Source organism: Paenibacillus artemisiicola, assembly GCF_017652985.1.
In the GTDB taxonomy this organism is placed as follows: Bacteria; Bacillota; Bacilli; order Paenibacillales; family Paenibacillaceae; genus Paenibacillus_Z; species Paenibacillus_Z artemisiicola.
In genome coordinates this window covers 62,933-89,449 of the sequence record NZ_JAGGDJ010000007.1, presented here as the reverse complement: position 1 = coordinate 89,449, position 26,517 = coordinate 62,933, and the positions used below count along the sequence as shown (strand labels likewise).

At 62.9% G+C, this 26,517-nt stretch carries 16 protein-coding genes; 15 read left to right on the top strand and 1 reads right to left on the bottom strand.

The features are described 5' to 3' along the window. Window positions 1-83 precede the first annotated feature (83 nt). From I8J29_RS12765 to I8J29_RS12725, 9 genes are all read left to right on the top strand, one after another. Complete coding sequence (locus I8J29_RS12765; protein ID WP_208847981.1) at window positions 84-3,638, top strand: discoidin domain-containing protein; 3,555 nt, start codon at window positions 84-86, stop codon at window positions 3,636-3,638. Window positions 3,639-3,663: 25 nt separating this feature from the next. Continuing rightward, a complete protein-coding gene (locus I8J29_RS34465) occupies window positions 3,664-5,262 on the top strand; it encodes an S-layer homology domain-containing protein (RefSeq protein WP_208847980.1) in 1,599 nt (532 codons plus the stop codon). A 26-nt stretch (window positions 5,263-5,288) separates the two neighbouring features. Beyond that, window positions 5,289-11,060, top strand: coding sequence for a GH92 family glycosyl hydrolase (locus tag I8J29_RS12755; protein ID WP_208847979.1), 5,772 nt, complete (start codon window positions 5,289-5,291; stop codon window positions 11,058-11,060). A gap of 335 nt (window positions 11,061-11,395) precedes the next feature. Further along, window positions 11,396-11,740, top strand: a complete 345-nt coding sequence (locus I8J29_RS12750; protein WP_208847978.1) for a YojF family protein — start codon at window positions 11,396-11,398, stop codon at window positions 11,738-11,740. Between the two features lie 23 nt (window positions 11,741-11,763). Beyond that, window positions 11,764-12,420, top strand: a complete 657-nt coding sequence (gene bshB2 / locus I8J29_RS12745) for a bacillithiol biosynthesis deacetylase BshB2 (RefSeq protein ID WP_208848049.1) — start codon at window positions 11,764-11,766, stop codon at window positions 12,418-12,420. A gap of 328 nt (window positions 12,421-12,748) precedes the next feature. Beyond that, on the top strand, window positions 12,749-14,116 hold the full coding sequence (gene melA, locus I8J29_RS12740; RefSeq protein ID WP_208847977.1) for an alpha-galactosidase: 1,368 nt from the start codon (window positions 12,749-12,751) through the stop codon (window positions 14,114-14,116). A gap of 24 nt (window positions 14,117-14,140) precedes the next feature. Next, window positions 14,141-14,530: an iron chaperone gene (locus tag I8J29_RS12735; RefSeq protein WP_208847976.1), complete on the top strand. Its 390-nt coding sequence runs from the start codon at window positions 14,141-14,143 to the stop codon at window positions 14,528-14,530. 207 nt (window positions 14,531-14,737) lie between these two features. Then, complete coding sequence (locus I8J29_RS12730) at window positions 14,738-15,052, top strand: DUF1806 family protein (RefSeq protein WP_208847975.1); 315 nt, start codon at window positions 14,738-14,740, stop codon at window positions 15,050-15,052. After that, window positions 15,049-15,756, top strand: coding sequence for a PIG-L family deacetylase (locus I8J29_RS12725; protein ID WP_208847974.1), 708 nt, complete (start codon window positions 15,049-15,051; stop codon window positions 15,754-15,756). Before I8J29_RS12730 ends, I8J29_RS12725 begins: the two co-directional genes overlap by 4 nt. A gap of 173 nt (window positions 15,757-15,929) precedes the next feature. Here I8J29_RS12725 and I8J29_RS12720 read toward each other — a convergent pair whose 3' ends face one another. Continuing rightward, complete coding sequence (locus I8J29_RS12720; protein WP_208847973.1) at window positions 15,930-17,096, bottom strand: acyl-CoA dehydrogenase family protein; 1,167 nt, start codon at window positions 17,094-17,096, stop codon at window positions 15,930-15,932. Between the two features lie 395 nt (window positions 17,097-17,491). Between I8J29_RS12720 and I8J29_RS12715 the strand changes: the two genes are divergently transcribed. From I8J29_RS12715 to ilvB, 6 genes are all read left to right on the top strand, one after another. Further along, a complete protein-coding gene (locus I8J29_RS12715; RefSeq protein ID WP_208847972.1) occupies window positions 17,492-19,282 on the top strand; it encodes a cache domain-containing sensor histidine kinase in 1,791 nt (596 codons plus the stop codon). Next, window positions 19,279-20,352: a response regulator transcription factor gene (locus tag I8J29_RS12710; protein WP_208847971.1), complete on the top strand. Its 1,074-nt coding sequence runs from the start codon at window positions 19,279-19,281 to the stop codon at window positions 20,350-20,352. Before I8J29_RS12715 ends, I8J29_RS12710 begins: the two co-directional genes overlap by 4 nt. 144 nt (window positions 20,353-20,496) lie before the next feature. Then, on the top strand, window positions 20,497-21,855 hold the full coding sequence (locus I8J29_RS12705) for an ABC transporter substrate-binding protein (protein WP_208847970.1): 1,359 nt from the start codon (window positions 20,497-20,499) through the stop codon (window positions 21,853-21,855). Between the two features lie 97 nt (window positions 21,856-21,952). Then, a complete protein-coding gene (locus tag I8J29_RS12700; protein WP_208847969.1) occupies window positions 21,953-22,837 on the top strand; it encodes a carbohydrate ABC transporter permease in 885 nt (294 codons plus the stop codon). Next, window positions 22,834-23,658, top strand: coding sequence for a carbohydrate ABC transporter permease (locus I8J29_RS12695; protein ID WP_208847968.1), 825 nt, complete (start codon window positions 22,834-22,836; stop codon window positions 23,656-23,658). The genes I8J29_RS12700 and I8J29_RS12695 overlap by 4 nt, the downstream gene beginning before the upstream one ends. Window positions 23,659-24,458: 800 nt before the next feature. Further along, window positions 24,459-26,327 carry a biosynthetic-type acetolactate synthase large subunit gene (ilvB, locus tag I8J29_RS12690; RefSeq protein ID WP_240546138.1) on the top strand — a complete coding sequence of 623 codons (1,869 nt, stop codon included), beginning with the start codon at window positions 24,459-24,461 and terminating at the stop codon, window positions 26,325-26,327. The last annotated feature ends 190 nt before the right edge of the window (window positions 26,328-26,517 follow it).

Below are 26,517 nucleotides of genomic sequence, written 5' to 3'. Positions count from 1 at the left end.
TTAACGCGCTAACAATTGAAGCCCCCTCTCATCCGGCTTATAGTAATGCAGGGTTTATTAGATTTATAGGAGGGAATGCAGGAGTGAAGAAAGGGTTCAGGCTGACAAATCGCATGCTCGCCATCGTGCTGATCTGGACGTCGGTTTTTGCCGCTGCGGGTTATTCCGCGGTGCGGCATGCCAACGCGCGGACGGCGGCGGTGAACGTGTTCGCGGCGGAAGGCGTGACGGCTGCCGCGAACGGGTACGTGTCGGAGGAGTTCGCGCCGGCCAATGCGATTGACGGAAATATGAACGGCGGCAAATGGGTCACCGAAGGCGACGACAGTCTGCCGACGGCGGAACGTCCGTACTGGCTCGAAGTCGATGCCGGCGCGGAGGTGACCGTGCAGCAATTCGTGCTTGCGCATGCCGGCTCCGGCGGCGAACAAGCGGCATACAACACGAAGGATTTCACGATCGAGACGAGCAGCGACGACGTGAACTGGACGCCGGCCGTCACCGTGACCGGCAATACGGAAGGCACGACGACCCACGATCTGGAGACGCCGGTGAAGGCGAGATACTTCAAGCTCGCCATCACGAATCCGGGCATCGCGGATCCCGCGACGGGCAACTACGCGGCGCATATCTACGAGTTCGAGGCCATGGGCTTCCGCGCCGATCAGGACGCGCAGCAGCCGGACGCGGCCGCGCCGGAAGCAGGCGAAGGAACGGCTCAAGGCGCTGCGGGCAGCGTCCACGGCTTGCTCGCCGATTTCTATGCGGGCACGGGCGCGGCCAATAATTTCGCGTTCGGGGATTACAAGGCGACCACGGTCGACCCGCTCCTCAACTTCACGGACCTGAATCCCATCCTGACCGGCTTCACGGGCGGAGAGGACAACGCGAACATTCGTTGGACCGGCCAGATCGCGGCGCCGGCAACCGACGATTACACCTTCTATATGCAAGGCGACAACGGCTTCAACCTGTGGATCGACGACAAGCCCGTCATCGAGCACTGGGTGAACGATTGGGATAAAGAGATCACGAGCGCGCCGGTCCATCTGGAAGCCGGCCGCAAGTACAGCTTCAAGATCGAATACTTCGAGGATTTCGGCGGCTCCAACCTGTACCTGCGCTGGTCGACGCCGACGCTGGCGAAGGATTTCGTGCCGAGCAACGCATACTACCTGCCGGCCGATTACACGGGCGCCGTCGCAAGCGCCGCGTCGGCGGACGGCAAGAACGTGACGGTAACGCTGGTATCCGAGCTCGGCCAGCTGCCGGCGGATCTGAACGCGCACCTGACGCTGACGGCCGACGGAGCGCCGGTCGCCGTGCAAAGCGTCTCGCCGGCGGACGCATCCAGCGTCACGCTGAAACCGCCGAAAGCCATTCTGCCGGGTCAGCGCCTCGCGCTGGCTTACGACGGGCTCGGCGGCTTGAAATACGCGGACGGTACGCCTGTCGCGGCGTTCAAGTTTACGCCGTCCAACCTCTCCGAGGTCGTCAACTACTCGCCGATCGCGATCGCGATGTCGATCTACGGCAGCGCGAAGACGAACCGGTCGTACGCCTGGTATACCCGCTACGATCGGCCGGAGAACGCGCCGGCGAACGCGAAGGACAGCATCGTCGAGATCGTGCCGGCGGGCGAGGACTTCGGCTCGGCGAACGCGAAGCGTTTCGTCGGCAAGCCGGAAGACACGCGCGTGCTCACCAATCTTCAGATCACGAGCGGCACGACGGGCTCGTTCATCTCCCATAAAGTGGTGGCCGAAGGGCTGACGCCGGGAACGGCGTACAAGTACCGCGTCGGCGCGGACGACAACTGGAGTCAGACGGGCACGTTCACGACCGAAGGCAACGACGAGAAGAATTATAACTTCCTGTACATGACCGACTCGCAGGGCTCCAACTCCCAGGACTACAGCGTCTGGGCGAACACGATGTCCCAAGCGCTGAAGCATGTCACGGATCCGCGGTTCCTCGTCATGACAGGCGACCAGGTCGACGCGGGCGCGCTGGAATCCCAATGGCTGGACTACTTCGGGCAGCCGCAGGACATGCTCATGAACCTGCCGATTCAAGCGGCGGTCGGCAACCACGAAGGACCGTACAACGACAACTATTACTACCATTTCAACTATCCGAACGACTCCATCCCGGATCCGCTGCCGCCGGGCAGCGTGTACGCGTTCGACTACGGCGACGCGCACATCATGATTCTGAACACGATGGATATCGGTTGGGATAAGCGGCAATCCGATTCGTTCGACAAAGAAGTCGAGTGGCTGAAGCACGAAGTGGCGAAGACGGACAAGAAGTGGAAGATCGTCGCGTTCCATAAGGCGATTTACTCCGTCGGCAACCACGCGATCGACAATGATATCTTGGCGCTTCGAGAAAAGATGTACCCGATCTTCGACGATCTGGGCATCGACGTCGTGCTGCAGGGGCATGACCATACATTCATGCGCTCGTTCCAAATGTACGATAACAAGCCGATCAAGGACGTGACGAAGGACAACGAAGGCCGCGTCGTGAATCCGGGCGGCACGCTGTACATGATCAACAACTCGGCAGCCACGAAGTTCTACGACATCAAGGATGGCGTTAACCAATTCTATGCGAATGTCTTTGAACAGCCGAAGGTCGCCATTTATTCCGGCGTCAGCATGACGGAGAACAGCTTCAAGATCGATTCGTACAAATCCGGCCAGGAAACGCCGTTCGATACGTACGCGATCTTCCGGGACGACGCGAAGCCGGCTTCTGTCGAGAACTTGACCGCGGTCAAGTCGGACAACGGCAAGCGGACGATCGCCTGGAAGAAGCCGAAGAACGACGATGCGGCTAACCCGGTACGCGAATTCCGTCTTTACGAAGCCGCAGACAGGCTCGGCGCGAACTGGAGCGTTACGATTCCGGTCGTAACCGGTCAAGAAGACTATCAATACGTCGTCGACGCGTCCGATCCGGACCAAACGCTCGAATTCGTCGTGAAGGCCGTCAACAAGCGCAACAACTCCGATGCGAGCGTGGCGGCGAGCGCCGGCGACCAGCCGGCCGCGCCGACGATTCCGGTCGTCGACGACGCGCACAACACGTTCGGCTGGACGAACGCGCCGAAGTATTCGGAACCGGCGGATTACGAATTCAGCGCGGACAACGGCGCAACGTGGAAGCCGGTCACGGCGAATCCGCAGCCGGTCGGCGACGCCGACTATGCGGCAGGCGCCGTACAGGTGCGCGTGGCGGCCGACGCGGCGCGCGGCATCTCCGCGGGCGCGCCGCTCGTCTCGCCGAAGGCGTTCACGAAGAACGACGTGCGGGATACGTTCCTGCTCACGGGCGACATCGAGCGGGACGACGTCAAGAACAAGCTGAAGGTGTCCGTGAATGTCGAGTCGTTGACCGATTACGGCGGCGAAGCTTACCTCGTCTTCCAGCTGATCAAGGGCAACGACACAACGCCGGGACTGCTCAGCGCGGTGCCGCTCAACCAAACGAAGATGACGGTCACGCAGTACTTCGACCAAGCAGGAGCGGACGCGAAAGTGAAAGTGTTCGTCGTGAATCAATTCGATAGCGGCAAGAAGCCGCTGGATACGACGCCGGTACAGCTGGCGAAGCCGATCGTGCTCCAATAACGGCTGGAAAGAGAGGACTGCAATCGTGAAAAAGGTTTTGGCGGCCATGCTGGCGCTGTTCTTCATGCTGGCGCCTGTGTCCGGCTACGCCGCGGCTACGTTCGCGCTCGAGATGAATGCGAGCAAGCTGCAGCGCGGCGAGCAATTGATGCTTTCCGGAATGGCGGAGGGCGACGTTAACGTGAAAATCGTGGGTCCCGATAAAACGACGTTTTATCTAGACGTCATCGAATCGGCGGGCGGCAGCTTCAAGAAGACGATCACCATCCCGAAAGAAGCGGACTTCGCGCCGTACGGCGTCTACCATCTCGCGGCGAGCAACGGCGCCGCGACGCTGAGCAGGACGTTCGCCGTTACGGACGAGAATGGCAATTATCCGCCTGAGCAGTCGGAAGGAGGCGGTAACGGTATCGGCATCGCTCCGCCGTCGAACGCGATTCCGGCCGACGCCGGCACGGCGACGGGCAGCGACATCCAGCCCGACAAAGCGCCGAACGGCACGTACATCGTCGGCGGCGATACGTTTACGTCCGCGGCCGGCCAAGCCGGCGGCGCCGTAACGATCAAGCTGCCGGATTCGTCCGGCACGTCCGGCAACGCGCTGGAGTTCCCGGCGCAAGCGCTGGAAACGCTCAAAAGCAAAAACAAGGACCTCGTCATCGCCTCCGACAACGGCACGGTCCGCATTCCGGCGGAAGCGATCGCGGCGGGCAATGCCGGCCAGGAGACGAACATCCGCATCGTGCTGAACACGGCGCTGACGGACGACGCGAAGAACGCCATCGCGGGTTCGATCGGTTCGAACGCGGACTATCATGGCATCGGCGCCGTGATTACGGTCACCATCCAGCTCGTATCGGGCGGCACGGCGACCGAGATTCACGACCTGGGCAAGCCGGTGACGGTCCGGCTGAAGCTGACGAACGAACAGGCGAAGCTGATCGCGGCGAATCTGGCCGGCGTGTATTACGTGAACGGCAGTCAATTGGAGTACGTCGGCGGCAAGGCGGAGAACGGTACGTTCACGTTCCCGGCGAATCACTTCTCGACGTACGCGATTCTGGAATACGGCAAGTCCTTCGTCGACATGAAGGGCCACTGGGCGGAGCAGGCCGTGAAATCGCTGGCCGCGAAGCATATCGTCACCGGCGTGGACGAGCAGCATTACGTGCCGGGACGCGGCATCACGCGGGCCGAGTTCGCGACGATGCTCATGCGGAGCGTCGCGTGGAACGGCAAAGCGGACGTGCCTGCGGGCGCCAATCCGTTCAACGACGTACCGGCCGGCCAATATTACGCCGGCGCCGTGACGCAAGCGGCCTCGCTCGGCATCGTGACGGGCTACCAAGGCGCGTTCCGTCCGAACGACGGCATTACCCGCGAAGAAGCGGTCGTGGCGCTCGTGCGCGCGGCGAAGTACTTCGATCTCTCCGCTCCGGGCAAGGGAGCGCCGGCTTTCGCGGATGCGAAGAGCATCTCGGCGTGGGCGGCGGCAGCCGTGAACGAAGCCTGGACCACAGGCTTGATCGAAGGCGACGGCAAGCAGTTTAATCCGAAGAAGTCCGTGACGCGCGCCGAAGTGGCCGTCATGATCGGCCGGCTGCTGCCTGCCGGTTCCCTGTAAGACGAACGAAGGAGGACCGAAATTCAATGTGGAAGAAGTTTCTGGCGGTTGCCATGACGGCCATGTTCGTCTATAACCTGCTGCTGCCCGTTACGTCGGAAGTCGTGTCCGCGGCCGCCTCGGCGGACCCGGGCACGGCGACGCGGAACGTGGCGATCGGCGCGACGGCGACGGCGTCCGGCCAATGCAACGCGAACGAGAACCCGGCGAACGCCGTGGACGGCAAGAACGACACCAAATGGTGCGACAATACGTCCGCGGCGAACAAATGGCTGCAGCTCGACCTGGGCAAGGTCTACAGCATCAACGAATGGGCCGTGCAGAACGCGGCCATCAGCGAGGGGAACAACGCTCCGTTCTGGAATACGAAGGATTTCCGCCTTCAGAAGAGCGACGACGGCCAGAACTGGACCGACGTCGACGTCGTGAAGAGCAACGTGCAGACGATCGTCGACCGGTTCGTGTCGCCGTTCGAAGCGCGTTACGTCCGTCTCGCGATCGACAAAGCCGCGTACGACGGCAATGTGGCGCGCATCTATGAATTCGAGATTTACGGCGTCGACGCCGGCCAAACGCCGGCCTCCCCGCCAACGAATCTCGCGCCGATCGACTACGTCGATCCGTTCATCAACACGATGGGGGATAACGGCCAGACGAACCCGGGCCCGACGACGCCGTTCGGCCTCGTTTCCCTCGGTCCGGACAGCGACGGCGGAGCGTTCAGCGGTTACTACTACCAAGATAAAAGCTTGAAGGGCTTCTCGCACCTGCGCTTCAGCGGCGTAGGCTGCAGCGGCGGCGGCGGCAACATCCTCATGATGCCGGAGGTTCGCGATTTCACGAAGAACGTCGCGGATTACAAGCAGAAGTACGACAAGAGCAGCGAGACGGCATCCGCCGGCTTCTACGGCGTGACGCTCGCGTCCGGCGTCGGCGTGCAGCTGACGAGCTCGGACAACGTGGGCTTCCACAAGTACACGTTCCCGGCATCGGCGGCGACGGGCTCCGTCCTGGTCGACCTCTCCAACTCGTACGCGGGCATGGTGGACGCCAACCTGAAAGTGGTCGGCAGCAACGAGATCACGGGGATGATCCAGTCCAAGAACGTTTGCGGACACGGCTACTACACGATCTACTACTCCATCAAATTCGATCACGATTTCGCGTCGTATAAGACGTGGCAGGACAATGCGGTCGGCGACGGCGTGGCCGAGCGTACCGGCTTCAACAGCGGCGCATGGATGAACTTCGACACGTCGGGCAGCAAGACGATCCAAGCGAAGGTCGGCCTGTCGACGATCAGCGTGGCGCAGGCGCAAGCCGAGCGCGGCGAATACGCGGACTGGGATTTCGACGCGCGTCATCAGGAAGCCCGCGACGCATGGGGCAGCGTCCTGAACAAGGTCGAGATCACGGATGCCGACGAACAGAACAAGCGCGTGTTCTACACGCAAATGTACCACGCGTACCAAAGCCCGAAAAACGTCACGAGCTCCGCGGGCACGTTCAAGGCGGGACTCGACGAGAAGACGATTCGCCAAGCCTCCGAGCTGGGCGACGATTTCCAATATTACAACGGCTGGACGACCTGGGACGACTTCCGCAAATACGCGATGTTCTCCCTCCTCGAGCCGCAGCGCTACAACAACATGGTGAAATCGCTGGTGGATCTGTACGGCACCCGCGGCACGTACATGCAGTGGGGCGACGGCTACTGGCCGAGCCCGACGGTCCGGAACGAATTCAACGGCGCCGTCATTCTCGACGCGTACGCGAAAGGCTTCCAGGACTTCGACGTCTACAAGGCGCTGAAGGGCATGGCCGTCGACGCGGACAACTTCTCCATCAGCGACGGCGACATTTCCGGCAAGCTGGAGAAATACAACAGCGCGTCGTTCCCGATGAAGCTGGCGGCTTTGATCGGGGACCAAGCGACGTACGAGAAATACAAGACGATGGCGCTGTCGTACAAGAACCTGTGGAACGCGGCGCAAGTCGACGAGAAAGGCAAACCGACCGGTTTCTTCACGCCGAACGGCAAGCCGGTCGGCGCGGGCGACATCCTGGCCGTCGACCGTTACGCCTACCAGGGCAACCTGTGGCAGTACCGCTGGTCGGTACCGCAGGACGTCAACGGCATGGCCGAGCTGATGGGCGGCAATAAAGCCACGGCGGAGCAATTGCTGCATTTCTTCGACATCGACGAGTACATGGCGATCAACGAAGAGGATATCCAGGTGCCGTATTTGTTCGATTACCTGGGGTATCCGTATCTGACGCAATACTTCGCGCGCCAATTCACGACGGAAGTCGTGACGCAGAAATATCACAACCACGGCGCATACGCCTACCCGATGAAGTCCCGCGTTTACCGCGACGACCCGGAAGGCTACTTGTTGTCCATGGACGACGACGCCGGCGGCATGGGCTCTTGGTACCTGTACAGCGCCCTCGGCCTCTTCCCGGGCAATCCGGGCGAATCGGACTTCCTGATCGGCTCGCCGATCTTCTCGGAAGTCAAGCTGCATCTGGGCAGCGGCAAGACGCTGACGATCAAGGCGGACGACGTGTCCAGCCAAAACCGCTTCATCCAATCCGCGGAGCTGAACGGCCGCAACTTCGATCAGGCGTGGATCAAGTACGACGACATCCTGGCCGGCGGCACGCTGGAATTCCGCATGGGCAGCGAGCCGAACACGAAGTGGGGCGCGAAAGCGAGCGCGCAGCCGCCGACGATCGATTACACGGCCGACATCGACAACAAGTTCGGTCACGAGCCGCTGATCGCGGAGAAATCGACGTGGAGCTACCTCGATAAGGGCCGCTACGCCGGCGAAGGCTGGACGACGGCCGGCTTCGACGACAGCGCGTGGGCTACCGGGCCGGCGATGCTCGGGTACGACAGCTACGGCAAACCGGCGACGAAGGTAAGCTACGGCCCGAACGCCAACAACAAGTACCCGACGACGTACTTCCGCAAGACGTTCAACGTTAAGGATCCGAGCGGCATTCTCGAGCTGGATGCCAGCCTGATCCGCGACGACGGCGCGATCGTGTACTTGAACGGACATGAGGTCATCCGGACCAACATGCCTGCGGGCGCCGTCGGGTACGACACCTACGCGAACGCGACCGTCGCCGACGAGCGCAGCCGCAACAGCTATGTCATCGATCCGAAATACTTGGTGGACGGCAAGAACGTGCTGACCGCCGAGGTGCACCAAGTCAACGGCACGAGCTCGGACATCGCGTTCGAATTCAGCCTCGAAGCGGTCCGGAAGCTGACGACGCCGGCAGCGCCGACGAATTCCGCGGTGGACGACACGATGAACACGATCGGCTGGACGCCGGTGACGGGCATCGCGGACGCCAAGGAATATCAATTCAGCACGGACGGCGGCAAGACGTGGAGAACGGCTTCCGCCAATCCGCAAACGGTCGGCCCGCTGAATTACGCGGTTGGCGCCGTGCAAGTACGGGTCGGCGCAAACGCGGAGGATAACCGCTCGGCCGGTCCTGCGCTCAAGGCGGACAAGGCCTATACGTCCGACGTGAAGTGGGACGTGTACGACTTGAAAGCCGACGTGAAACGCGAAGGCAACATGCAAGTGCACGTAACCGGCTCGCTGAAAGGCGAATACGCGGATTCCGCGGTCGTCGTGTTCCAGCTGATGAACGGCGCGACGAATACCAGCGCATGGCTGTCCACCGCCGTGCCGGTGAAGCAGGGCAATTTCGACATTTCGGAAATCTATAACGTCAATGCTTCGAAATTCGCAATCAACGTATATCTCGTCAGCGACTTCAACGGCGATATCTACGATTCGCCGCTGTGGCTGGCGGAGCCGATCGCGAACCAGCCGGAGCCGGGCAAGCTGCCCGATCCGGAAGGACCGTCGCCGGTCGACGATCCGATTCCGGATCCGCTGCCGGTACCGGACCCGGACGCGCCGGACGAACCGGAACAGCCGGAAGACGGCACGCTGAAGGTCGAGTTCGAGGAGCGAGCGCAATGGACGGAGGTCCAGCATCCGAACGGCGGCGGCGGCTTGCAGACGGAAGGCAAGACCGGCGGCGGCACCGTCGTCGCGCATACGTTCGACGGCGCATGGCTCGCTTATAACGTTAACTTCGGCGAGACGGGCTACAATCAAGTGACCGTCGATTACGACGCGCCGACGAACAAGGTGCCTGCGGGCAGCAAGCTGGAGTTCCATCTGGATAGCGCGGACGGCGAGCTGATCGGCACCGTGAACTTGGATGACAAGCTTGCGGATTGGGGCTCGTACCTCGATACGACGGCGAAGCTGAACCGGACGGTGACCGGCCTGCAGAAGCTTTATGTCGTGATGAAGGCGGGTCAACCTACGAATGGACTGCCGTATATCGGCAATTTCGACTGGTTCAAATTCGGCTACGAGAAGACCAGAGCCGACTTCGCCAAGCTGGAGCTCGAGACGTACGACGCGTGGTCGACGGACCTGAATCCGGCCAACAGCGACCCGCTGAAGACGGAGAACGGCAAGAGCGGGCAGCAGGTCGCCAATACGTTCAACGACGCGTGGCTGGCGTATAAGCGCATGGATTTCGGTACCGAGGGCGTGAATCGAATCGCGGTCGAGTACACAAGCAATTCCACGAATTGCTTCGTCAACTCGGCGGTCGAGGTTCGCCTCGGCGGCATCAACGGCACGCTCGTGGGCACGGTTGCCGTGCCGCCGACCGCGGGCGCTTGGGGCACGTACGCCACGGTGACCGCCGATCTGACGCAAACCGTCAAAGGCATGCAGGATCTGTATCTGGTCCTGAAAGGCAGCGCGGGCGAGAACGAGACCGGCAAGAAATACGTCGGCAACTTCGACAATGCGAGCTTCTCCTTGAAGGCGTCCGAGACCGATCCGGGCGACCAACCGGATGCCGACAGCCTGAAGCTGGGCTTTGAACAGAAGGCCGATTGGACGGACGCGCTGCATCCAAACGGTACCCCGCTGAAGATAGAGAACAACAACGGCGGCCAAACGGTCGGCAATACGTTTAACGGCGCGTGGCTTCATTACCGGAACGTCAACTTCGGCGCGACGGGCAAGAACAAGGTCTCCGTCGTGTATGATGCGCCGAGCGGCCGGGTGCCGGCGGACGCCAAGATCGAGCTTCGTCTCGGCGGTTACAGCGAGCAGAACGAACTGGTCGGAACCGTGATGTTGCCGAACACGGGCACAGGCTGGGGGACGTACCAGCCAGCCGTTGCGAACTTGACGAAGAAAGTAACGGGCAAGCAAGATCTTTATATGGTGCTGAAAGGTACGACGGACAGCGATCATCCGTATATCGGCAACCTCGACAGCTTCACGCTTAGCTACGAGCGAAGCGATTATGCCAAGCTGGAACTGGAGTCGTACGACGCATGGTCCGGTACGCCGCTCAAAACCGAAGGCGGCAAGAGCGGTCTGCAGGTGGCAGGTACGACCAACGGCGCATGGCTGGCGTACCGTCAAATGAATTTCGGCACGCAGGGCGTGAACCAGATTGCCATCGAGTACTCGGGCAATACCAATCGGGTTGCTGCCAATGCTTCGGTCGAGGTTCGTCTCGGCAGCCCGACCGGTACGCAGATCGGCACGGTGGCCACGCCTCCGACCGTCCCTTCATGGGGCACGTACGTGACGGCGACGGCTAGTCTGACGCAGAAGGTAACGGGTATTCAGGACGTCTATCTCGTGCTGACAGGTGCGACGGACGGCAATCATCCTTACATCGGCAACTTCGATAACGCAAGCTTCGCTTTTATTGCGCAGTGAGAGTAGGACGTGTTGGTTTCATTCGAGTACCGGTCCGGCTGTCAGCCGGACGTTCGGAGCCACGGGCACAACACGATGACGTGATCGGCAAGCAGACGATCTGCATCGTGTTCAAGGGTTCGACGACGAGCGGCTTGCTGTACGTCGGCAATTTCGATAAAATGAACCTTACCAGAACAGCTTAATAGCAGGCCCACGAGGGCAGCCCCTAAGTCGGATCCGGCTTAGGGGCTTCTTTTCATGGTCCCGGCGGAGGCGTTTTGGAAGTCTAGCGGCGAAGGGCTATAATGAGATGGCGACCGACGTCGCGACGCTTGGAAGGGAGGGAGCGGCCCATGCAGCCGATCAACGAAGCGGTCATCCAACAGCGGATCGACCGGTTGAAGGACCAGGAGTTATACCTACATTTAGAAATGACGACGGGGGCGTACGCCGCGCATCTGGACAGCACGAAGCATCCGGCGGCGACGTTCGTCACCAATGCCGTCGTCCGTTATACGCACGGGGCGATCTCCGGGGGCGGCCCGTACCGGGTCGGCCTGAAGATGCCTCACGGTTGGGTCTATTCCGAGGGGCTGACGCATTACGACGAGACCGACGCGGAGCGGCTCATTCTGGCGGGCCACGATAGCCAAGGCAAGCTGGTTGTCGCCCTGCACTTGAGCCGGGAGCCGTTCTGATGGGGAAGGAGAGGAGCAACGAGATGGAACGCCGCATTCTGGTCGTGCTGCCGCATCCCGACGACGAAGCCTTCGGCTTCTCGGGGACGCTGGCGAAACATATCGAAGAAGGCACGCCGGTGACGTACGCCTGCCTGACGCTCGGGGAGATGGGCCGCAACATGGGCGTCCCGCCGTTCACGAACCGGGTCGGCCTGCCGCTCATCCGCAAGGCGGAGCTGGAGGAATCCTGCGCCGCGATCGGCATCACGGATCTGCGCCTGCTCGGCTTCCACGATAAAACGGTGGAGTTCGAAGAGGCGGCGCTGATCGACGGTCGCATCGCGGCGCTGTTGGACGAGGTCAAGCCGTCGCTCGTGTACACGTTTTATCCCGGCTACGCCGTGCATCCCGACCATGACGCCACCGGCGCCGCCGTCGTCCGGGCCGTCGCGAAGCTGCCCGAGGGGGAGCGTCCGAAGGTGCTCTGCAGCGCGTTCGCGCGCGACCACGAGCAGAACATCGGCCGCGCGGACGTCGTGAACGACGTCCGCGGCACGCTGAAGCAGAAGGTGGCCGCCATTACGGCGCACCGCTCTCAGTTCCAAGCGGCGGAGCTGCTCGGCAAAAACGCGCTATCGGACAAGGAGCTGCAGCAGCGGTTCGGCACGGAACGGTTCTGGACGTACCGGTTCCGCTAAGCGCCGTTGTTACCGCGCAAGAAGGGTTCGCCTCGTTGAGAGGCGGACCCTTTTTTGCGTTGCGCATTCGGGCCGGCAGGTAGATGCGCGCCCGGGCGGCACTTGCGATTAAAGCGGAATGCGTCCAACCTCCGGTTGTACACGCAAACCAATCCGCTTTTGCCGCGGAATGCTGCATGTCCAACCTCCGGTTGTCCACGCAAACCAATCCGCTTTTCTGGAAGGTTTTGGGGGAACGGCGGCGAATATCGTTACTAGCCTGCGCTTTCGCCGCGCCGCGTCGCGAGCGCAGCCGCACCTATTCCACGCCCTTGAAGGAGGAACTGGCATGACCGCGAAAATCGCATTTATCGGCGCCGGCAGCTTGGTGTTTACGAAAAATTTGGTGCGCGACCTGCTGACCTTCCCCGCGTTTCAAGACAGCACGATTGCTCTGATGGACGTCAATCCGGACCGGCTCGCGTTCGCGCAGGCCGCGGTGGAGCGCATCATCGCCGCCGGCGGCTACGGCGACGTCGCCGTCGAGGCGACGACGGACCGCGAAGCGGCGCTCCGCGGCGCGGACGGCGTCGTGATCACGATTCTCGTCGGCGATCTGGACGTGTACCGGCACGACGTGGAAATCCCGAAGAAATACGGCGTCGACATCAACATCGGCGACACGCGCGGACCGGCGGGCATATTCCGCTTCCTGCGCACGCTGCCGGCGATGCTGGACATTTGCCGCGACGTCGAACGCATCTGTCCGAACGCGATCGTCCTGAACTACACCAACCCGATGGCGATGCTTTGCCGCGCGCTGCAGGGCGAGACGAAGGTGCAGGTGACGGGGCTGTGCCACAGCGTGCAGGGGACGGCGGCCATGCTGGCCGGCTGGATCGGCGCGCCGATGGAGGAAGTGACGTATACGTGCGCCGGCATCAACCACCAGGCGTTTTACCTCGACTTCAAGTGGAACGGGGAGGATGCCTATCCGCTCATCCGGGACGCGGTGGCGAACCAACCCGCCGTCTACAACGAAGAGATCGTCCGCAACGAGATGTTCCTGCACCTGGACTACTACGTGACGGAGTCGAGCGGCCATAATTCGGAGTACAACGCGTGGTTTCGCAAGCGGCCGGAGCTCATCGAGCAATACTGTCTCCACGGGACGGGCTGGAATCCGGGCGAGTACGGCCTCATCGTCAAGTACGGCGAGAAGATGAAGAACCAGTGGCAGCAGCAGATGGAGCAGTGGCGGGACGCGCCGATCGACCTCGCGCGCGGCGAGGAATACGCGGCGTATATTTTCAACGCGGCGTTCGGCGACGGCACGCTGTTCAAGTTCAACGGCAACGTGCGGAATTTCGGCCTGATCGACAACCTGCCGGAAGGGGCGTGCGTCGAGGTGCCGGTGCTGGCGTCGCGCCGCGGCCTCGAGCCGATCCATGTCGGCAAGCTCCCCGACCATCTGGCGATTCTCGTGAACACGAGCGCGCGCTGCGAAGAGCTGGCGGTCGAAGGCGCGCTGACGGGCGACCGGCGGAAAATCTTCCAGGCGGTCGCGTTCGATCCGCTGACCTCCGCCGTCTGCAGCCTGGACGAGATCCGGCGCATGGTGGACGAGCTGTTCGAAGCGAACCGCGGCTGGCTGCCGCAGTTCGAAGGCTACGGGCGCCAAGAAGCGCAAGCGGCGGGACCGCGGACGGGCGCCTAACGGCGGCCCGGGAAAGGAACGGCCATGGCAGACAACGGAACGGCCCCGGCTGCCGTCGACGCCTACCTCGACGCCTGTCCCGCCGAGGTTCGGACGGAGCTGCGGCGGCTGCGGGCGCTCATCCGCGAGGCGGCGCCCGGCGCGCAGGAGAAGATCAGCTACGGGATGCCGGCCTTCGAGCAGCACGGCATCCTGGTGTATTACGCGGCCAACAAGCAGCATATCGGCTTCTATCCGACCGCGAACGGCATCGCGGCGTTCAAGGACGAGCTGGCCGCGTACAAGAGCTCGAAGGGCGCCGTGCAGTTCCCGTTCGGCGAGCCGCTGCCCGCGGAGCTGATCCGCCGGATCGTCGCGCACCGGATCGCGGAGAACGAAGCGAAGGCGGGCGCCAAGAAGGCGAAGAAGCGGTAACGCGCGCGGCGCGCCGATCGTCGGGGAGCGCAGGCGGACGGCGGCAGCGCGAAGAAGCCGGGGCGGCGATGCCCCGGCTTCTTCGCGCGCAAACGCTTACCGCACGCGGCAGCCGCGTTTTCGGTGCTTTACGGACTCGGCGCCCGCCGCCATTCGTGCTACAATAAGCCTGATTTCAAAAAAATAACCGGTAAAGGATCCTGTGCGATGATTAAAATCAACAAGCCGCAAGCGGAAGCCGAGCTCCGGCGGTTCGTCGGGACGGAGGCGTACGTGCACAGCGAAGCGACGTCCTTCGTGTTCGTCCGCAACTTCAAGGTCAAGGTGACCCACGCCTACCTCGCGGGCGAGGCGCCGTCCTTCCGCGCCGCGCTCCGGTTCGACGGGCACGGCTGGCTGCGCATGGAAGCGCTCACGCATTTCGAAACCGACGAATACGGCCGCCTGCTGCTGGCCGGCTACGACGACAGGGGACGCATGCATACCGCGCTCCACCTTGGAAAGGAGCCGTTTCCGGAATGAACACGCAAGCACATGAGACGCGCAGGCTGCTGGCGGTATTCGCCCATCCCGACGACGAGACGTTCATTTGCGGCGGCACGCTCGCCAAGTACGCGAGCGAAGGCGTCGAGATCACGCTGGTCAGCGCGACGAAGGGCGATATGGGCCGCCGGATGGGCAATCCGCCGTATCTGAACCGGGAAACGATGGCCGCCGCCCGCGAGCAGGAGCTGCGCGAAGCATGCGACTGCCTCGGCATCGGCGAACTCATCTTCTTCGGCATCCGCGACAAGACGGTGGAGTTCGAGGACGAGGAATCGCTGACGGGGCGCATCGAGGCGCTGATCCGCGAGATCGGGCCGGACGTCGTGCTGACGTTCCACGAGCGGTACGGCGGCCATCCGGACCATTGCGCGATCGGCAAAGCGGCGACCGCCGCGTTTCGCCGCTCCGCAAGCAAGGGCGCGCTCTATTTCATTACGTTCGGCGACGCGATGGAGCATCCGAAGCGCTACGGCTATACCCGCAAGGACGTCATCAAGGTCGACGTCGGCGCCCATCTGGAGGCGAAGCTCGCCGCGTTCCGCGCGCACCGCTGCCAGACGGAGATCGACGAGTGGGTATGGCTGGCCGACGACGAGGCGCTGTCCCGGTTCGGCGATTACGAGTATTTCCTGAAAGGCGACCCGGACGCGCCGCAGCGGGCCGGCGACGATTTGTTCTAGCAGGCTGGCGCGCGACGGGCGACGGTCTGCATGAGCGTGCGGAGCATGGGGCCGCGGACGGAAGCGTTGCAGGAACGCGCATGGCCGCAACCGGAATAGCCCGGGCAATGTTGCCCGGGCTATTCTTGCGCAACGGCCGTGTTGCGTTCCGCGCGCCTTCCGCCCCTCGCGCCTTAACCGGGCATGGACTCGCCCAGCGCGGCGGCGGCGAGGTTCGCGACGACGGCGTTGTCCATCGGCGGGTTATGCAGGCCGGCGCGCACGTCGCGGTAATAGCGCTCGAGCGGATGGCTGCGCGACAGGCTCGCGCCGCCCACGATGCGCATCGCGAGGTCGACGATCCGCAGCGCGTTGTTGGTCACGGCGTATTTCGCCAGGCCGAGCTCCGGCTTGAGCGACGTCCGGCCCTCCGGCTCGCGGTCCCAGCGGTCCGCCGCCTCGTAGAGCAGCGCGCGCGCCGAGCGGAGCGCGATCTCCATCTCGCCGATCTGCTGCTGCACCGGCGGCAGGGCGGCGATCGGCTTATCCATCGTGTTCGGGCGGTACGTGCGCGCGAAGTTCAGCGCGAAGTCCCGGGCGGCGAACGCGATCCCCATGTAGCAGGCCGGGATGTGCAGCATCCAGCCGGCCCCGTCGTCCGTGCCCTTGCCCGTCAGCCGGCACTCCGGCGCGGCGTAGGCGCCGTCCAGCACCACGTCGTGGCTGCCGGTCGCCCGCATGCCGAGCGTATCCCACGTCTCCACGATCGTCACCCCGTCGCCCCGGCGGACGAGAAATTCGCCCGTGGCGTCTTCGTCCGGGATATACGCGGTGACGACGAACCGGTCGAGAATCGGCGACAGCGTGCTGAACGTCTTGCGGCCGGTGATCCGCCAGCCGCCGCCCTCGGCGGGCACGGCGGCCGTCTCCGGCCGTCCGCCGCGGCTCGGGCTGCCCGTCGCCGCTTCACTCGCGAACGTGTTGATCATCGCGCCGTCCGCGACGATGTCCCGGCACAGCCCGGCGAAGGCCGCGTCCGGCCATTTGCGGGTCGTCCGCAGATGCAGCAGCTGGCCGACGTGCCAGCCGACGGCGAGCGCGGTCGAGCCGTCCCCGTACGCCAGCCGCTCCTGCAGCAGGACGAGCTCGCGCAGCGATGCTTCTTCCCCGCCGTACTCCTTCGGCACGGTGATGCTTAAGTACCCCGCTTCCCGCAGGTCCGCGAAGTTGTCGAACGGAAACGACCCTTCCCGGTCGTGGCGCTCCGCCCGTTCCGCGAAGCGCGCGGCCAGCGCCTCGATTTTCCGGACCCGGGCTTCTTCCTTCTCGTTGCGAATATAGCGATCGATATAACGGCTCATCCGTGGCTCACTCCTTTACATCTCGTATTATACCAAGCGGCGCGCGAAAGGGGAGGGCGAAACGGCGTTTTGTCCGATTTCTTCCTGCTAGGGCGCTTGGCGCGAAGGGTCAGGCGCATTGGCGCTCCGGCTCGGGCGAATTGGCGCGCAGGCACTGGTGCACGGGTTAAGGCGCATTGCAGCGCCGGCTTCTTGGCGGCTCGGCACGACCGGTTCCGCGCGCGCCGGGCAGCCGGCGGGCAATTCTCCCTCTGCGTCCGCGCACGCATTCGCGCCAAACACGCGGTTTCCAACAATGGAAGCGTTGACAACCCGGCTTGGCAGGAGGCAAACTGGCAGTAGACGCCATCCTACACGATTCTACACGATTCTACACGAAGCGGAGATGCTCCCCGATGCTCAGATGGACCCGACAAGCTTGGCGCGGAATCGCGCGCCCCTTCCAGCTCAGTCTCCGGTACAAGCTCATGCTGCTCATGGTGCTCATCGCCGTGCTGCCGCTCTCGCTCGTCACGCTGTTCGCGACGAACACGACGAAGAAGTCGCTCGCGACGGAGGTCATCCGTTCGAACGAATCCCGGATGGAGTGGGCCTCGAAATATTTCGACGAGAAGTTCGACCAGCTGCAGGCGGTCTCCTACTCGCTCCTCCTCGACAACACGTTGTTTCCCAACGCCAACGGCGGCCCGGTCCAGGGCGCGGGGGCGCCGTCGTTCGTGAACCAATACACGCTCGACCGGCTGAAGTCGCTCTACAGCGCCAACAACAAGAACATCGCCCAGATCGCGCTGTACCTGAAATCCCAAGACCGGCTGTACGTCGTCGACAAGGACGCCGGCGTCTCGACCGACCAGCTGAAGACGCCGCAGGCGGACTGGGGCGAGATCGGACGGACGCACGACAGCCTGAACCTGCTCCTCAACAACGGCAAGAACACGTTCTCCATCGTGCGCAGCATGAACCGCTTCTCCGATCGCGAGGTGCTCGGCGGCGTCATGCTCGAGGTGCGGTGGAAAATGATGAACAGCGTGCTCGACATGGTCCATTCGGAGGCCAACAGCGAGGTGTTCGTGGCGGACGCGGACGGCAACGTCATGTACAATCCGTACGGCGAGCGAATCACGACCGATAAGGAGACGGTGAAGGCGGCGCTCTCCGGCCCGGACGGTCCTGGGTATGCGGAATCGAAGCGCGGCTTCCTGTTCTACCAGCCGAGCGTCTCCGGCCAGGTCTGGATCGTGAAGTTCATCCCGATCGCGTACGTCACCGAGGGCGCGTCGTCGACGCTGAACTTCAGCCTGTTCACGGCGCTGGCGTTCGCGATCGTGGCGATCGCGGCGTCGGTGCTGATCGCGTACGTGACGACGCGGCCGATCATCCGGCTGACGAAGTCGATGAAGGCCGTCGAGATCCAAAATTTCGAGGTGGACATCCGCGAGCCGCGCAGCGACGAGATCGGGACGCTGGAGCGACGGTTCAATTCCATGCTCGGCCGGATCAAGGAGCTCATCCAGACGGAGTACAAGGCGACGATCGAGAAGCGGACGGCCCAGGTGAAGGCGATGCAGGCGCAGATCAACCCGCATTTCCTGCATAATGCCCTGCAGGCGATCGGGGGCATCGCGCTGTCCCGCCACGTCCCGGAGATCAACGATCACGTCCGGGCGATCAGCGACCTGTTCCGCTACGCGATCCGGATGAAGTCCGACCTGGTCACGGTCGCCGACGAGCTCGAGCACGTCGAGAACTACCTGCACATCCAGAAGCTGCGGTTCCAGAGCATGATCGGCGTGCGGATCGAGGCGGACGAGGACTGCCTCGGCTGCCGGATTCCGAAGTTCTCGCTCCAGCCGATCGTGGAGAACTGTTTCTTCCACGGCCTGGAGGGCAAAATGGACGCCTGGACGATCGCGATCCGGGTGGAGAAGGTGCTCGACGAAATCGAAATCGACATCGCCGACAACGGCGCGGGCATTCCCGACGCGCGCCTGGCGGAGATTCGCCGCCGGCTAAGCCAGCCGGCGGACGGCCCCGAGCACGGCGACGGCATGGGCATGAGCAACGTCAACGCGCGGATCAAGCTGCTGTTCGGCGAGGAATACGGCCTGTTCGTCTCGAGCGAGGCGGGCAAGGGCACGACGGTCAAGCTGCTTATACCCGCGATCGAGGAGGGAGAAACGGAATGAAGGCGGTCATCATCGACGACGAATTTTGGACGCGCGACAGCATCAAGCGGCTCGCGGATTGGACGCGCTTCGGCATCGAGCAAGTCGAGGAGGCGGAGGAGGGCCTGAGCGGCCTGCGGATCATCGACGAGATCCATCCGGACATCGTCATCACGGACATGCGCATGCGCGGGATGGACGGCGCGGAGCTGCTGCGGAAGCTGACGGAGGACTATCCGTTCATCCGCAAGATCGTCATCAGCGGCTTCGACGACTTCGCGTACACGAAGCAGGCGATCCTCTCCAAGGTCGACGAATACATCCTGAAGCCGGTCCAGGCGGAGGAGCTGAACCGGGCGCTGGAGAAGGCGGCGTCGGAGCTGCGCATCGCCCGGGGGCTGCACGCCGCGCAGCCGCTCGGCAAGGACGTCATGAGCGTCGTCACGGAATACAAGGAGCTGATCTCGCGGCAGTTCCAGGAGCTGCAGGCGGGCGCGGTCCGGGAGTCGTTCGCGTCGCTGGAGGCGCTGCTGCGGACGCAGGCGCAGGCGGCGCCGGGGCTGTACCATTTGCTCTACAAGCATTTCATGCTGCTGCTCGGCGAGCTCGCGGCCAAGGCCGGCGCCGACGACGCGTCCGCCCTGCCGGAGCAGGCGGGTTCGTTCTTCGTGACGGACTTCACGCCGCTCGAGCAATGGATCGGCATGCTGCGCGCCGCGTACGGGGCGGTGCTCGAGCAGACGATCCAGCTCCGCCGCAGCAAGCACCGCATCGACATCGAGGACATCCGGCGGTTCATCGACCGTTCGTTCGCCGATCCGATCACGCTGGAATCGGTCGCGGGGCTCTACTTCGTCAGCAAGGAGCATCTGTCCCGGACGTTCCGGCAGGCGACGGGCTCGACGGTGATGGATTACATCATCACGAGGCGGGTGGAGGAGGCGAACCGGCTGCTGCAGGCGTCCGCGTCGATCAAGAGCGCGGCGGAGGCCGTCGGCTACTCCGACCTGACGTATTTTCACCGCATCTTCAAGAAAATCACGGGCATGACGCCGGCCCAGGCGCGGCGGGAAGCGGCAGACGAGCGCTGAGCAAGTGCCTAGCAATCGCCTAGCGAGCGCCGCGGAATATCAATATCGTCCATAACAACGCGCAAATGCGGTCCAATGCCAAGCGCGACGCCTCCCCGTTATACTCGTTACGTAAGCGTTATCACAACCTAGGGAGGTCTTGTAATGAAGAAATCCATTTCGATCTTGGCAGCGGTTGCATTGCTGGGATTGACGGCAGCCTGCTCGTCGGGGGGCGGCAATTCGAACAACGGCGCCAATGCCGGCAGCGCGGGCGGCGACGGGGGCAACCAGGCGGCGAACAATCAGCCGGCCGATACGGCGGGCGGCAACGAACCGGCGGCCGCGCCGAAGAAGGTCGAGCTCAAGATCTTCCTGGGCGGTCTCGACCGGTTCCGCGAGCAGTTCGACGGGTACTTCGAGAAATTCGCGGAAAAAGAGAAAGCCGAGAAGAACATCGAAGTGACGTTCAACTCCGAATATCCGGGCGCGGACAACGCCCCGCAAATCCTCAAGACCCGCCTCGCCACGGGCGACGTGCCGGACGTCTTCAGCCTGCACGCCGGCAACGACATGCCGTCCTTCTACAAGGCCGGCTACCTGACCGACCTCTCCGACCAGCCGCTCGCGGGCAAGCTGATCGACGGCATCAAGGACCTCGTCTCGATGGACGGCAAGGTCGTCGCGGTGCCGATGGAGAGCTTGTCGTGGGGCTACCTGTACAACAAGAAAATATTCAGCGACCTCGGCCTTACGCCGCCGACGACGCTCACCGAGATGAAAGCGGTCGTGCAGAAGCTGAAGGACAATAAAATCGCGCCGTTCCTGCTCAGCTACAAGGAAAGCTGGATTCCGCAATTGTTCCTGCCGCTGACGGTCGGCGGGCTCGTGAACAGCAGCCATACGGATTTCATGGATAAAATGAACAGCGACCAAGGCAGCTTCGCCGACATCAAGGAGATGTTCGACATCATCGATCTCGTCAACGCGAACGGCACGGACCGCGCGTTCGAGAAGGGCAACGACGACGGCGCGGCCGACTTCGCCAATGGCAAGGCGGCAATGTGGGTGCAGGGCACGTGGGACGCGGACGCCATCCTGAAGATGAACGACAAGATGGAATTCGGCGTCGCGCCGCTGCCGATCAACGACGACCCGGCTTCGCTCCGCATCAACGTCTCGGTATCCACGGCCTTGTCCGTGCCGCCGAACAGCAAGAACAAGGACGTCGCGATCGACCTGCTGAACTTCATCCTCGACGACCAAGCGTCGAACGACCTGTACCAAAGCCTGAAGTTCAACCCGGTATCGAAGAACCATACGTTCAAGCCGTATCCTTGGGTGGAAGACGCCGCCGTGTACGTGAACAAGGGCCAATCCTACCGCGATCCCGCTATTCCGTCCGCGGTCAAGGACGAGTCGGGCAAGGCGCTGCAATCCTACTACGACAAGAAGCTGTCCAAGGAAGACGTCATCAAGGACCTGGACAAAGCGTGGAAGGAAGCCAACGCGGCCAACAAGTAACCGACCGGACCCGGATCACAACGAGCGCACCCCGCTTTCGCCGCCCTCTAGCGCGGGCGGAAGCGGGGCGCGTCTTCCCTAAGGAGTGAATGCAACCATGACGAGCCGACGCCGCAAGGCGACCGTGTCGCTCATTTTGTTCGTGCTGCCCGCCTTCGTGCTCTACCTGCTGTTTCTGGTCATCCCGATGCTTCAAGGCTCGTACTACAGTTTCACGGACTGGAACGGTCTGAACAAGACGTACGGCTTCGTCGGCATTCAGAATTTTGTCGAGGCGCTGCGGGACGACCGGTATTTCCGCACGGCGATCCTGTTTACCGCCAAATACGTCGTCTTCGACGTGATTTTCACGAACGTGCTCGCCCTGCTGCTGGCGCTGCTGATCGAATCCCGCACGCGGGCGAAGGGACTGTTCCGGACGATCTTCTTCATGCCGAACATGCTCAGCGTCATCATCAGCACGTTCATGTGGGTGTTCGTGTTCTCGAAGGTCATTCCGGCGCTGTCCGAGCACGCGTTGTTCGGTTTTCTGGATTTGTCATGGCTCGGCGATCCCAAGATCTCGTTCTGGTCGATCCTGCTCGTCTCCGTCTGGGGCGGCGTCGGCACCCTGATGCTGATCTACATGTCGGCCATCCAGGGCATTCCGCAGCATCTGAAGGAAGCGGCGATCATCGACGGGGCGACGCCGTTCCATATGCTTCGCTACATCACGCTGCCGCTGATCGCGCACGCGCTGACGATTTGCATCTTCCTGACCCTGAACAGCTCGTTCAAGATCTACGACCTCGTCTACGCCTTGACCGGGGGCGGTCCCGGACGCGGCACGCAGGTCATTACGATGAATATCCTCGAGGAAGCGTATCAAGGCAATAACCGTTACGGGTATGCCAGCGCCAAGGCGATCATCTTGTTCTTGATCATCCTCGTCATTACCATGATTCAGGTGACGGTCATGAAGAAGCGCGAGGTGGAAGCATGAGCAAGCGCGTCTATTCCGTGCTGGGGTGGGTCGTGCTCGCCCTGCTGGCCGTCTACTTCCTGTTCCCGATCTACATGGCCATCGTCAATTCGTTCAAGACGGAGGGCGAGGTGTACAGCTCCGTTCTGGGCTGGCCGTCCGCCTTGAAATTCAATAATTACGCCGAAGCGTTCAAGAAAGCGAACATGCTGCACAGCGGCTGGAACACCGTCGTCGTCACGGTGACGGGCATCGTCGGCATCGTCGCCTGCAGCTCGCTCGCGGGCTACAAGCTGTCCCGCACGCGCGGCAAGCTCAGCAACGCCATCTTCATGCTCTTCGTCGCGTCGATGCTCATCCCGTTCCAGACGATCATGGTCACGCTGACCAAGATGGCCCGCGACCTCGGCCTGCAGGGCTCGCCGTTCGGACTCGGCGTCGTCTGCGCGGGACTCGGCGTCAACATGGCGATCTTCCTCTACCACGGCTTCGTGAAGGGCATCCCGCGGGAGCTCGACGAGTCCGCGAGCATGGACGGGTGCGGCGAATGGAAAGGGTTCTTCCTGATCATCTTCCCGCTGCTGCTGCCGATCACGTTCACCATCGTCGTGCTGAACCTGCTTTGGCTGTGGAACGACTTCCTGCTGCCGGTGCTGCTGCTGAACGACTTCCGCCAATACACGCTCGTCCTGACGATCAACATGTTCTTCGGCAAGTACAGCCGGGACTGGGCGCTTATTCTCGCCTCGCTGATCCTGGCCTCGATTCCGATCGTGCTGATCTTCGCGTTCTTCCAGCGCTGGGTCATCCAGGGGATCACGGACGGGGCGGTCAAGGGGTAACGGCGGATTTGCCGTCTCCCGCGGCGATCGGATTCCGGATTGCCAACGGTTCGGCCTTGTGCTAAGATAATGAAAATTCAGACAACGCGATGATGAGAAAGAAAGGCAAACGGTCCTTCCGTCCAGAGAGCGAGGGGAAAGCTGAAACCTTCGCCGGAAGCCCTTGTCCGATGTCGCCCTCGGAGCGGTCGCCCGACATCCCGGCCCCGGCGCTTGATGCCCGGTGGCGCGAGACGTAGGCGCGAACGGGCCGGCACCCGTTAACGTGCCGCAGGCAGGACGCGCCGGATCGCTTCGATCGCACGGCGAACGCTCCTCGCCTCATGAGGCCGGCTTCGCGAGAAGTCGGCAAACCAGGGTGGTACCGCGAAATCGAACCCCTTTCGTCCCTTGGCCAGACAGGATGTCTGCGCCTTCGGAGGAAAGGGGTTTTTGGCTTATACGGCGAACGCGATGAAGAGAAGAAAGCGCAGGACGTGCTTACGTCCAGAGAGCGGGGGGAACGCTGAAACCTTCGCCTTAAGTCCCTGCGCGATGTCCTCTCGGAGCGGCCGACCGAAACCCGCGGCTGGCGCCTATGCCGGCGCAGCGGGCGTAGGCTCGGACGGACGGGCACACGTTACCGTGCCGCAGGCAGGCGCGCCGCAAGGGCGCTCCCTGCCTCGAGAGGCCGAAGCCGCAAGGTTTCGGCGAACCCGGGTGGTACCGCGAACGATCGACCTCTTTCGCCCCTTGGCCAGACAGCCGACGTCTGCCGCGAGGGGAGGAAGAGGTTATTTTCGATTCGGGAGGAACCGGGCATGAAACGAATGGAATGGATGGAACAGGCGGAGCAAGCGGGAAATGGAACAACGGAGCAGGAGAGCCAAGCGGAACGGACGGAGCAGTCGGGGCAATCGGAACAGGCGGGAGAAACGAATGAGAAGGAGCGGCGTTCCGCCGCGGCGAGCGGAGAGTACCCGCCGGAGCCGGAGACGATCACCGGCTCGGAAGCGCTGCTGCGCGGCCTGCTGGCCGAAGGCGTCGAGTGCGTATTCGGCTATCCGGGCGGCAGCGCGCTGAATATCTACGACGCGATGACGGACAATCCGGACTTCAAGCATCTGCTCGCGCGGCACGAGCAGGGCGCCGTGCATGCGGCGGACGGCTACGCGCGGTCGACGGGCAAGGTCGGCGTCTGCCTCGCGACCTCCGGACCGGGCGCGGCGAATCTCGTGACCGGCATCGCCACGGCGTACATGGATTCCGTGCCGCTCGTCGTCATCACCGCCAACGTGCCGACGGGCCTGATCGGCACGGACGCGTTCCAGGAGGCGGACATCGTCGGCATCACCATGCCGATCACGAAGCACAGCTATTTCGTACGGGACGCGGGCGACCTGCCCCGCATCGTCCGCGAAGCGTTTTACGTGGCGAACAGCGGCCGCAAAGGACCGGTCCTGATCGACATTCCGAAGGACGTGTCCAATCAGCGCTTCGCGTACCGGCCGGCCGAGGACGAGCCGCGGGTCCGGGGCTACGAGCCGGCGCCGGCCGTGGATCCCGGCGAAGTAAAGCGGCTGCTCGGCGCGATCGCGGCGGCGGAGCGGCCGGTCATCATCGCCGGCGGGGGCGTCGTCTACGCGAACGCGTCGGCCGAGCTGCTGGCGTTTGCCGAACAGACCCGGGTTCCGGTCGTCACCACGCTGCTCGGGCTCGGCGGCTTCGCGAGCAGTCACGAGCTGTGGCTCGGCATGCCCGGCCATCACGGCGAATACGCGGCGAACATGGCGATTCAGCGTGCGGACCTGCTGGTCGCGATCGGCGCGCGGTTCGACGACCGCGTGACGATGAAGCTGGACGGCTTCGCGCCTCTGGCGAAGACGATCGCCCATATCGACATCGACCCGGCGGAGGTTGGCAAGAACGTGCGGACGGACATCGTCTGCATCGGAGACGTCAAGGACGTGCTGCGGTTCGCGAACGAAGCGGCCAAGCCGGCCCGGTCGGAGGCCTGGCTCGCGGAGCTGCGGGCGAACAAGGCGGCGTACCCGCTGCGGTACCGCGATTCGGAGACCGAACTGAAGCCGCAGTTCGTCATCGAGCTGATCCACGAGACGACGGGCGGCGACGCGATCGTGACGACGGACGTCGGCCAGCATCAAATGTGGACCGCGCATTACTACAAGTTCAACCGGCCGCGGTCGCTGATCACCTCCGGTGGCATGGGCACGATGGGCTTCGGCTTCCCGTCGGCCATCGGCGCCCAGCTCGGCAATCCCGGACGGCTCGTCGTCTCGATCAACGGCGACGGCGGCATGCAGATGTGCGCGCAGGAGATGGCGGTATGCGCCATCCATAATATCCCGGTTAAGATCGTCGTCATTAACAATCAGGTGCTCGGCATGGTCAAGCAGCAGCAGGAGATCATGTACGAGCGGCGCTACAGCCAGATCGACCTGGCGGGCAGCCCCGATTTCGTGAAGCTGGCCGAAGCGTACGGTATTAAGGGCCTGCGGGCGAGCACGAAGGCGGAAGCCCGGCAGGCCTGGCGGGAAGCGCTCGACACGCCGGCGCCCGTGCTCGTCGAGTTCATGGTGCCGATGGACGAGAACGTCTATCCGATGGTCGTCGCCGGCACGACGCTGGACCGGATGATCCTGGGCGGGTTCGGCGAACAGGAGGCTTGAGTAGGGCAGCATAACGCCAGGGTTGGCGCGGGTTGTGTCCGGACCGTGCCGGCGGTTTATGAATAGTTTGTAAATTAATCCAAAATAAATGGCTCCAGGCGAGTAGGCCTTGGAGCCATTTTTGTCGAATTATCGCGAATTCCCGGATGTTTGACCCGATTAAAACGGAGTTTCGCGCTCGGTCCTTTAC

Coding starts and splice junctions, on each gene's coding strand:
- I8J29_RS12755 (WP_208847979.1), top strand. CDS start 5,289: ATGTGGAAGAAGTTTCTGGCGGTTGCCATGACGGCCATGTTCGTCTAT.
- I8J29_RS12750 (WP_208847978.1), top strand. CDS start 11,396: ATGCAGCCGATCAACGAAGCGGTCATCCAACAGCGGATCGACCGGTTG.
- bshB2 (WP_208848049.1), top strand. CDS start 11,764: ATGGAACGCCGCATTCTGGTCGTGCTGCCGCATCCCGACGACGAAGCC.
- melA (WP_208847977.1), top strand. CDS start 12,749: ATGACCGCGAAAATCGCATTTATCGGCGCCGGCAGCTTGGTGTTTACG.
- I8J29_RS12735 (WP_208847976.1), top strand. CDS start 14,141: ATGGCAGACAACGGAACGGCCCCGGCTGCCGTCGACGCCTACCTCGAC.
- I8J29_RS12730 (WP_208847975.1), top strand. CDS start 14,738: ATGATTAAAATCAACAAGCCGCAAGCGGAAGCCGAGCTCCGGCGGTTC.
- I8J29_RS12725 (WP_208847974.1), top strand. CDS start 15,049: ATGAACACGCAAGCACATGAGACGCGCAGGCTGCTGGCGGTATTCGCC.
- I8J29_RS12720 (WP_208847973.1), bottom strand. CDS start 17,096: ATGAGCCGTTATATCGATCGCTATATTCGCAACGAGAAGGAAGAAGCC.
- I8J29_RS12715 (WP_208847972.1), top strand. CDS start 17,492: ATGCTCAGATGGACCCGACAAGCTTGGCGCGGAATCGCGCGCCCCTTC.
- I8J29_RS12710 (WP_208847971.1), top strand. CDS start 19,279: ATGAAGGCGGTCATCATCGACGACGAATTTTGGACGCGCGACAGCATC.
- I8J29_RS12705 (WP_208847970.1), top strand. CDS start 20,497: ATGAAGAAATCCATTTCGATCTTGGCAGCGGTTGCATTGCTGGGATTG.
- I8J29_RS12700 (WP_208847969.1), top strand. CDS start 21,953: ATGACGAGCCGACGCCGCAAGGCGACCGTGTCGCTCATTTTGTTCGTG.
- I8J29_RS12695 (WP_208847968.1), top strand. CDS start 22,834: ATGAGCAAGCGCGTCTATTCCGTGCTGGGGTGGGTCGTGCTCGCCCTG.
- ilvB (WP_240546138.1), top strand. CDS start 24,459: ATGAAACGAATGGAATGGATGGAACAGGCGGAGCAAGCGGGAAATGGA.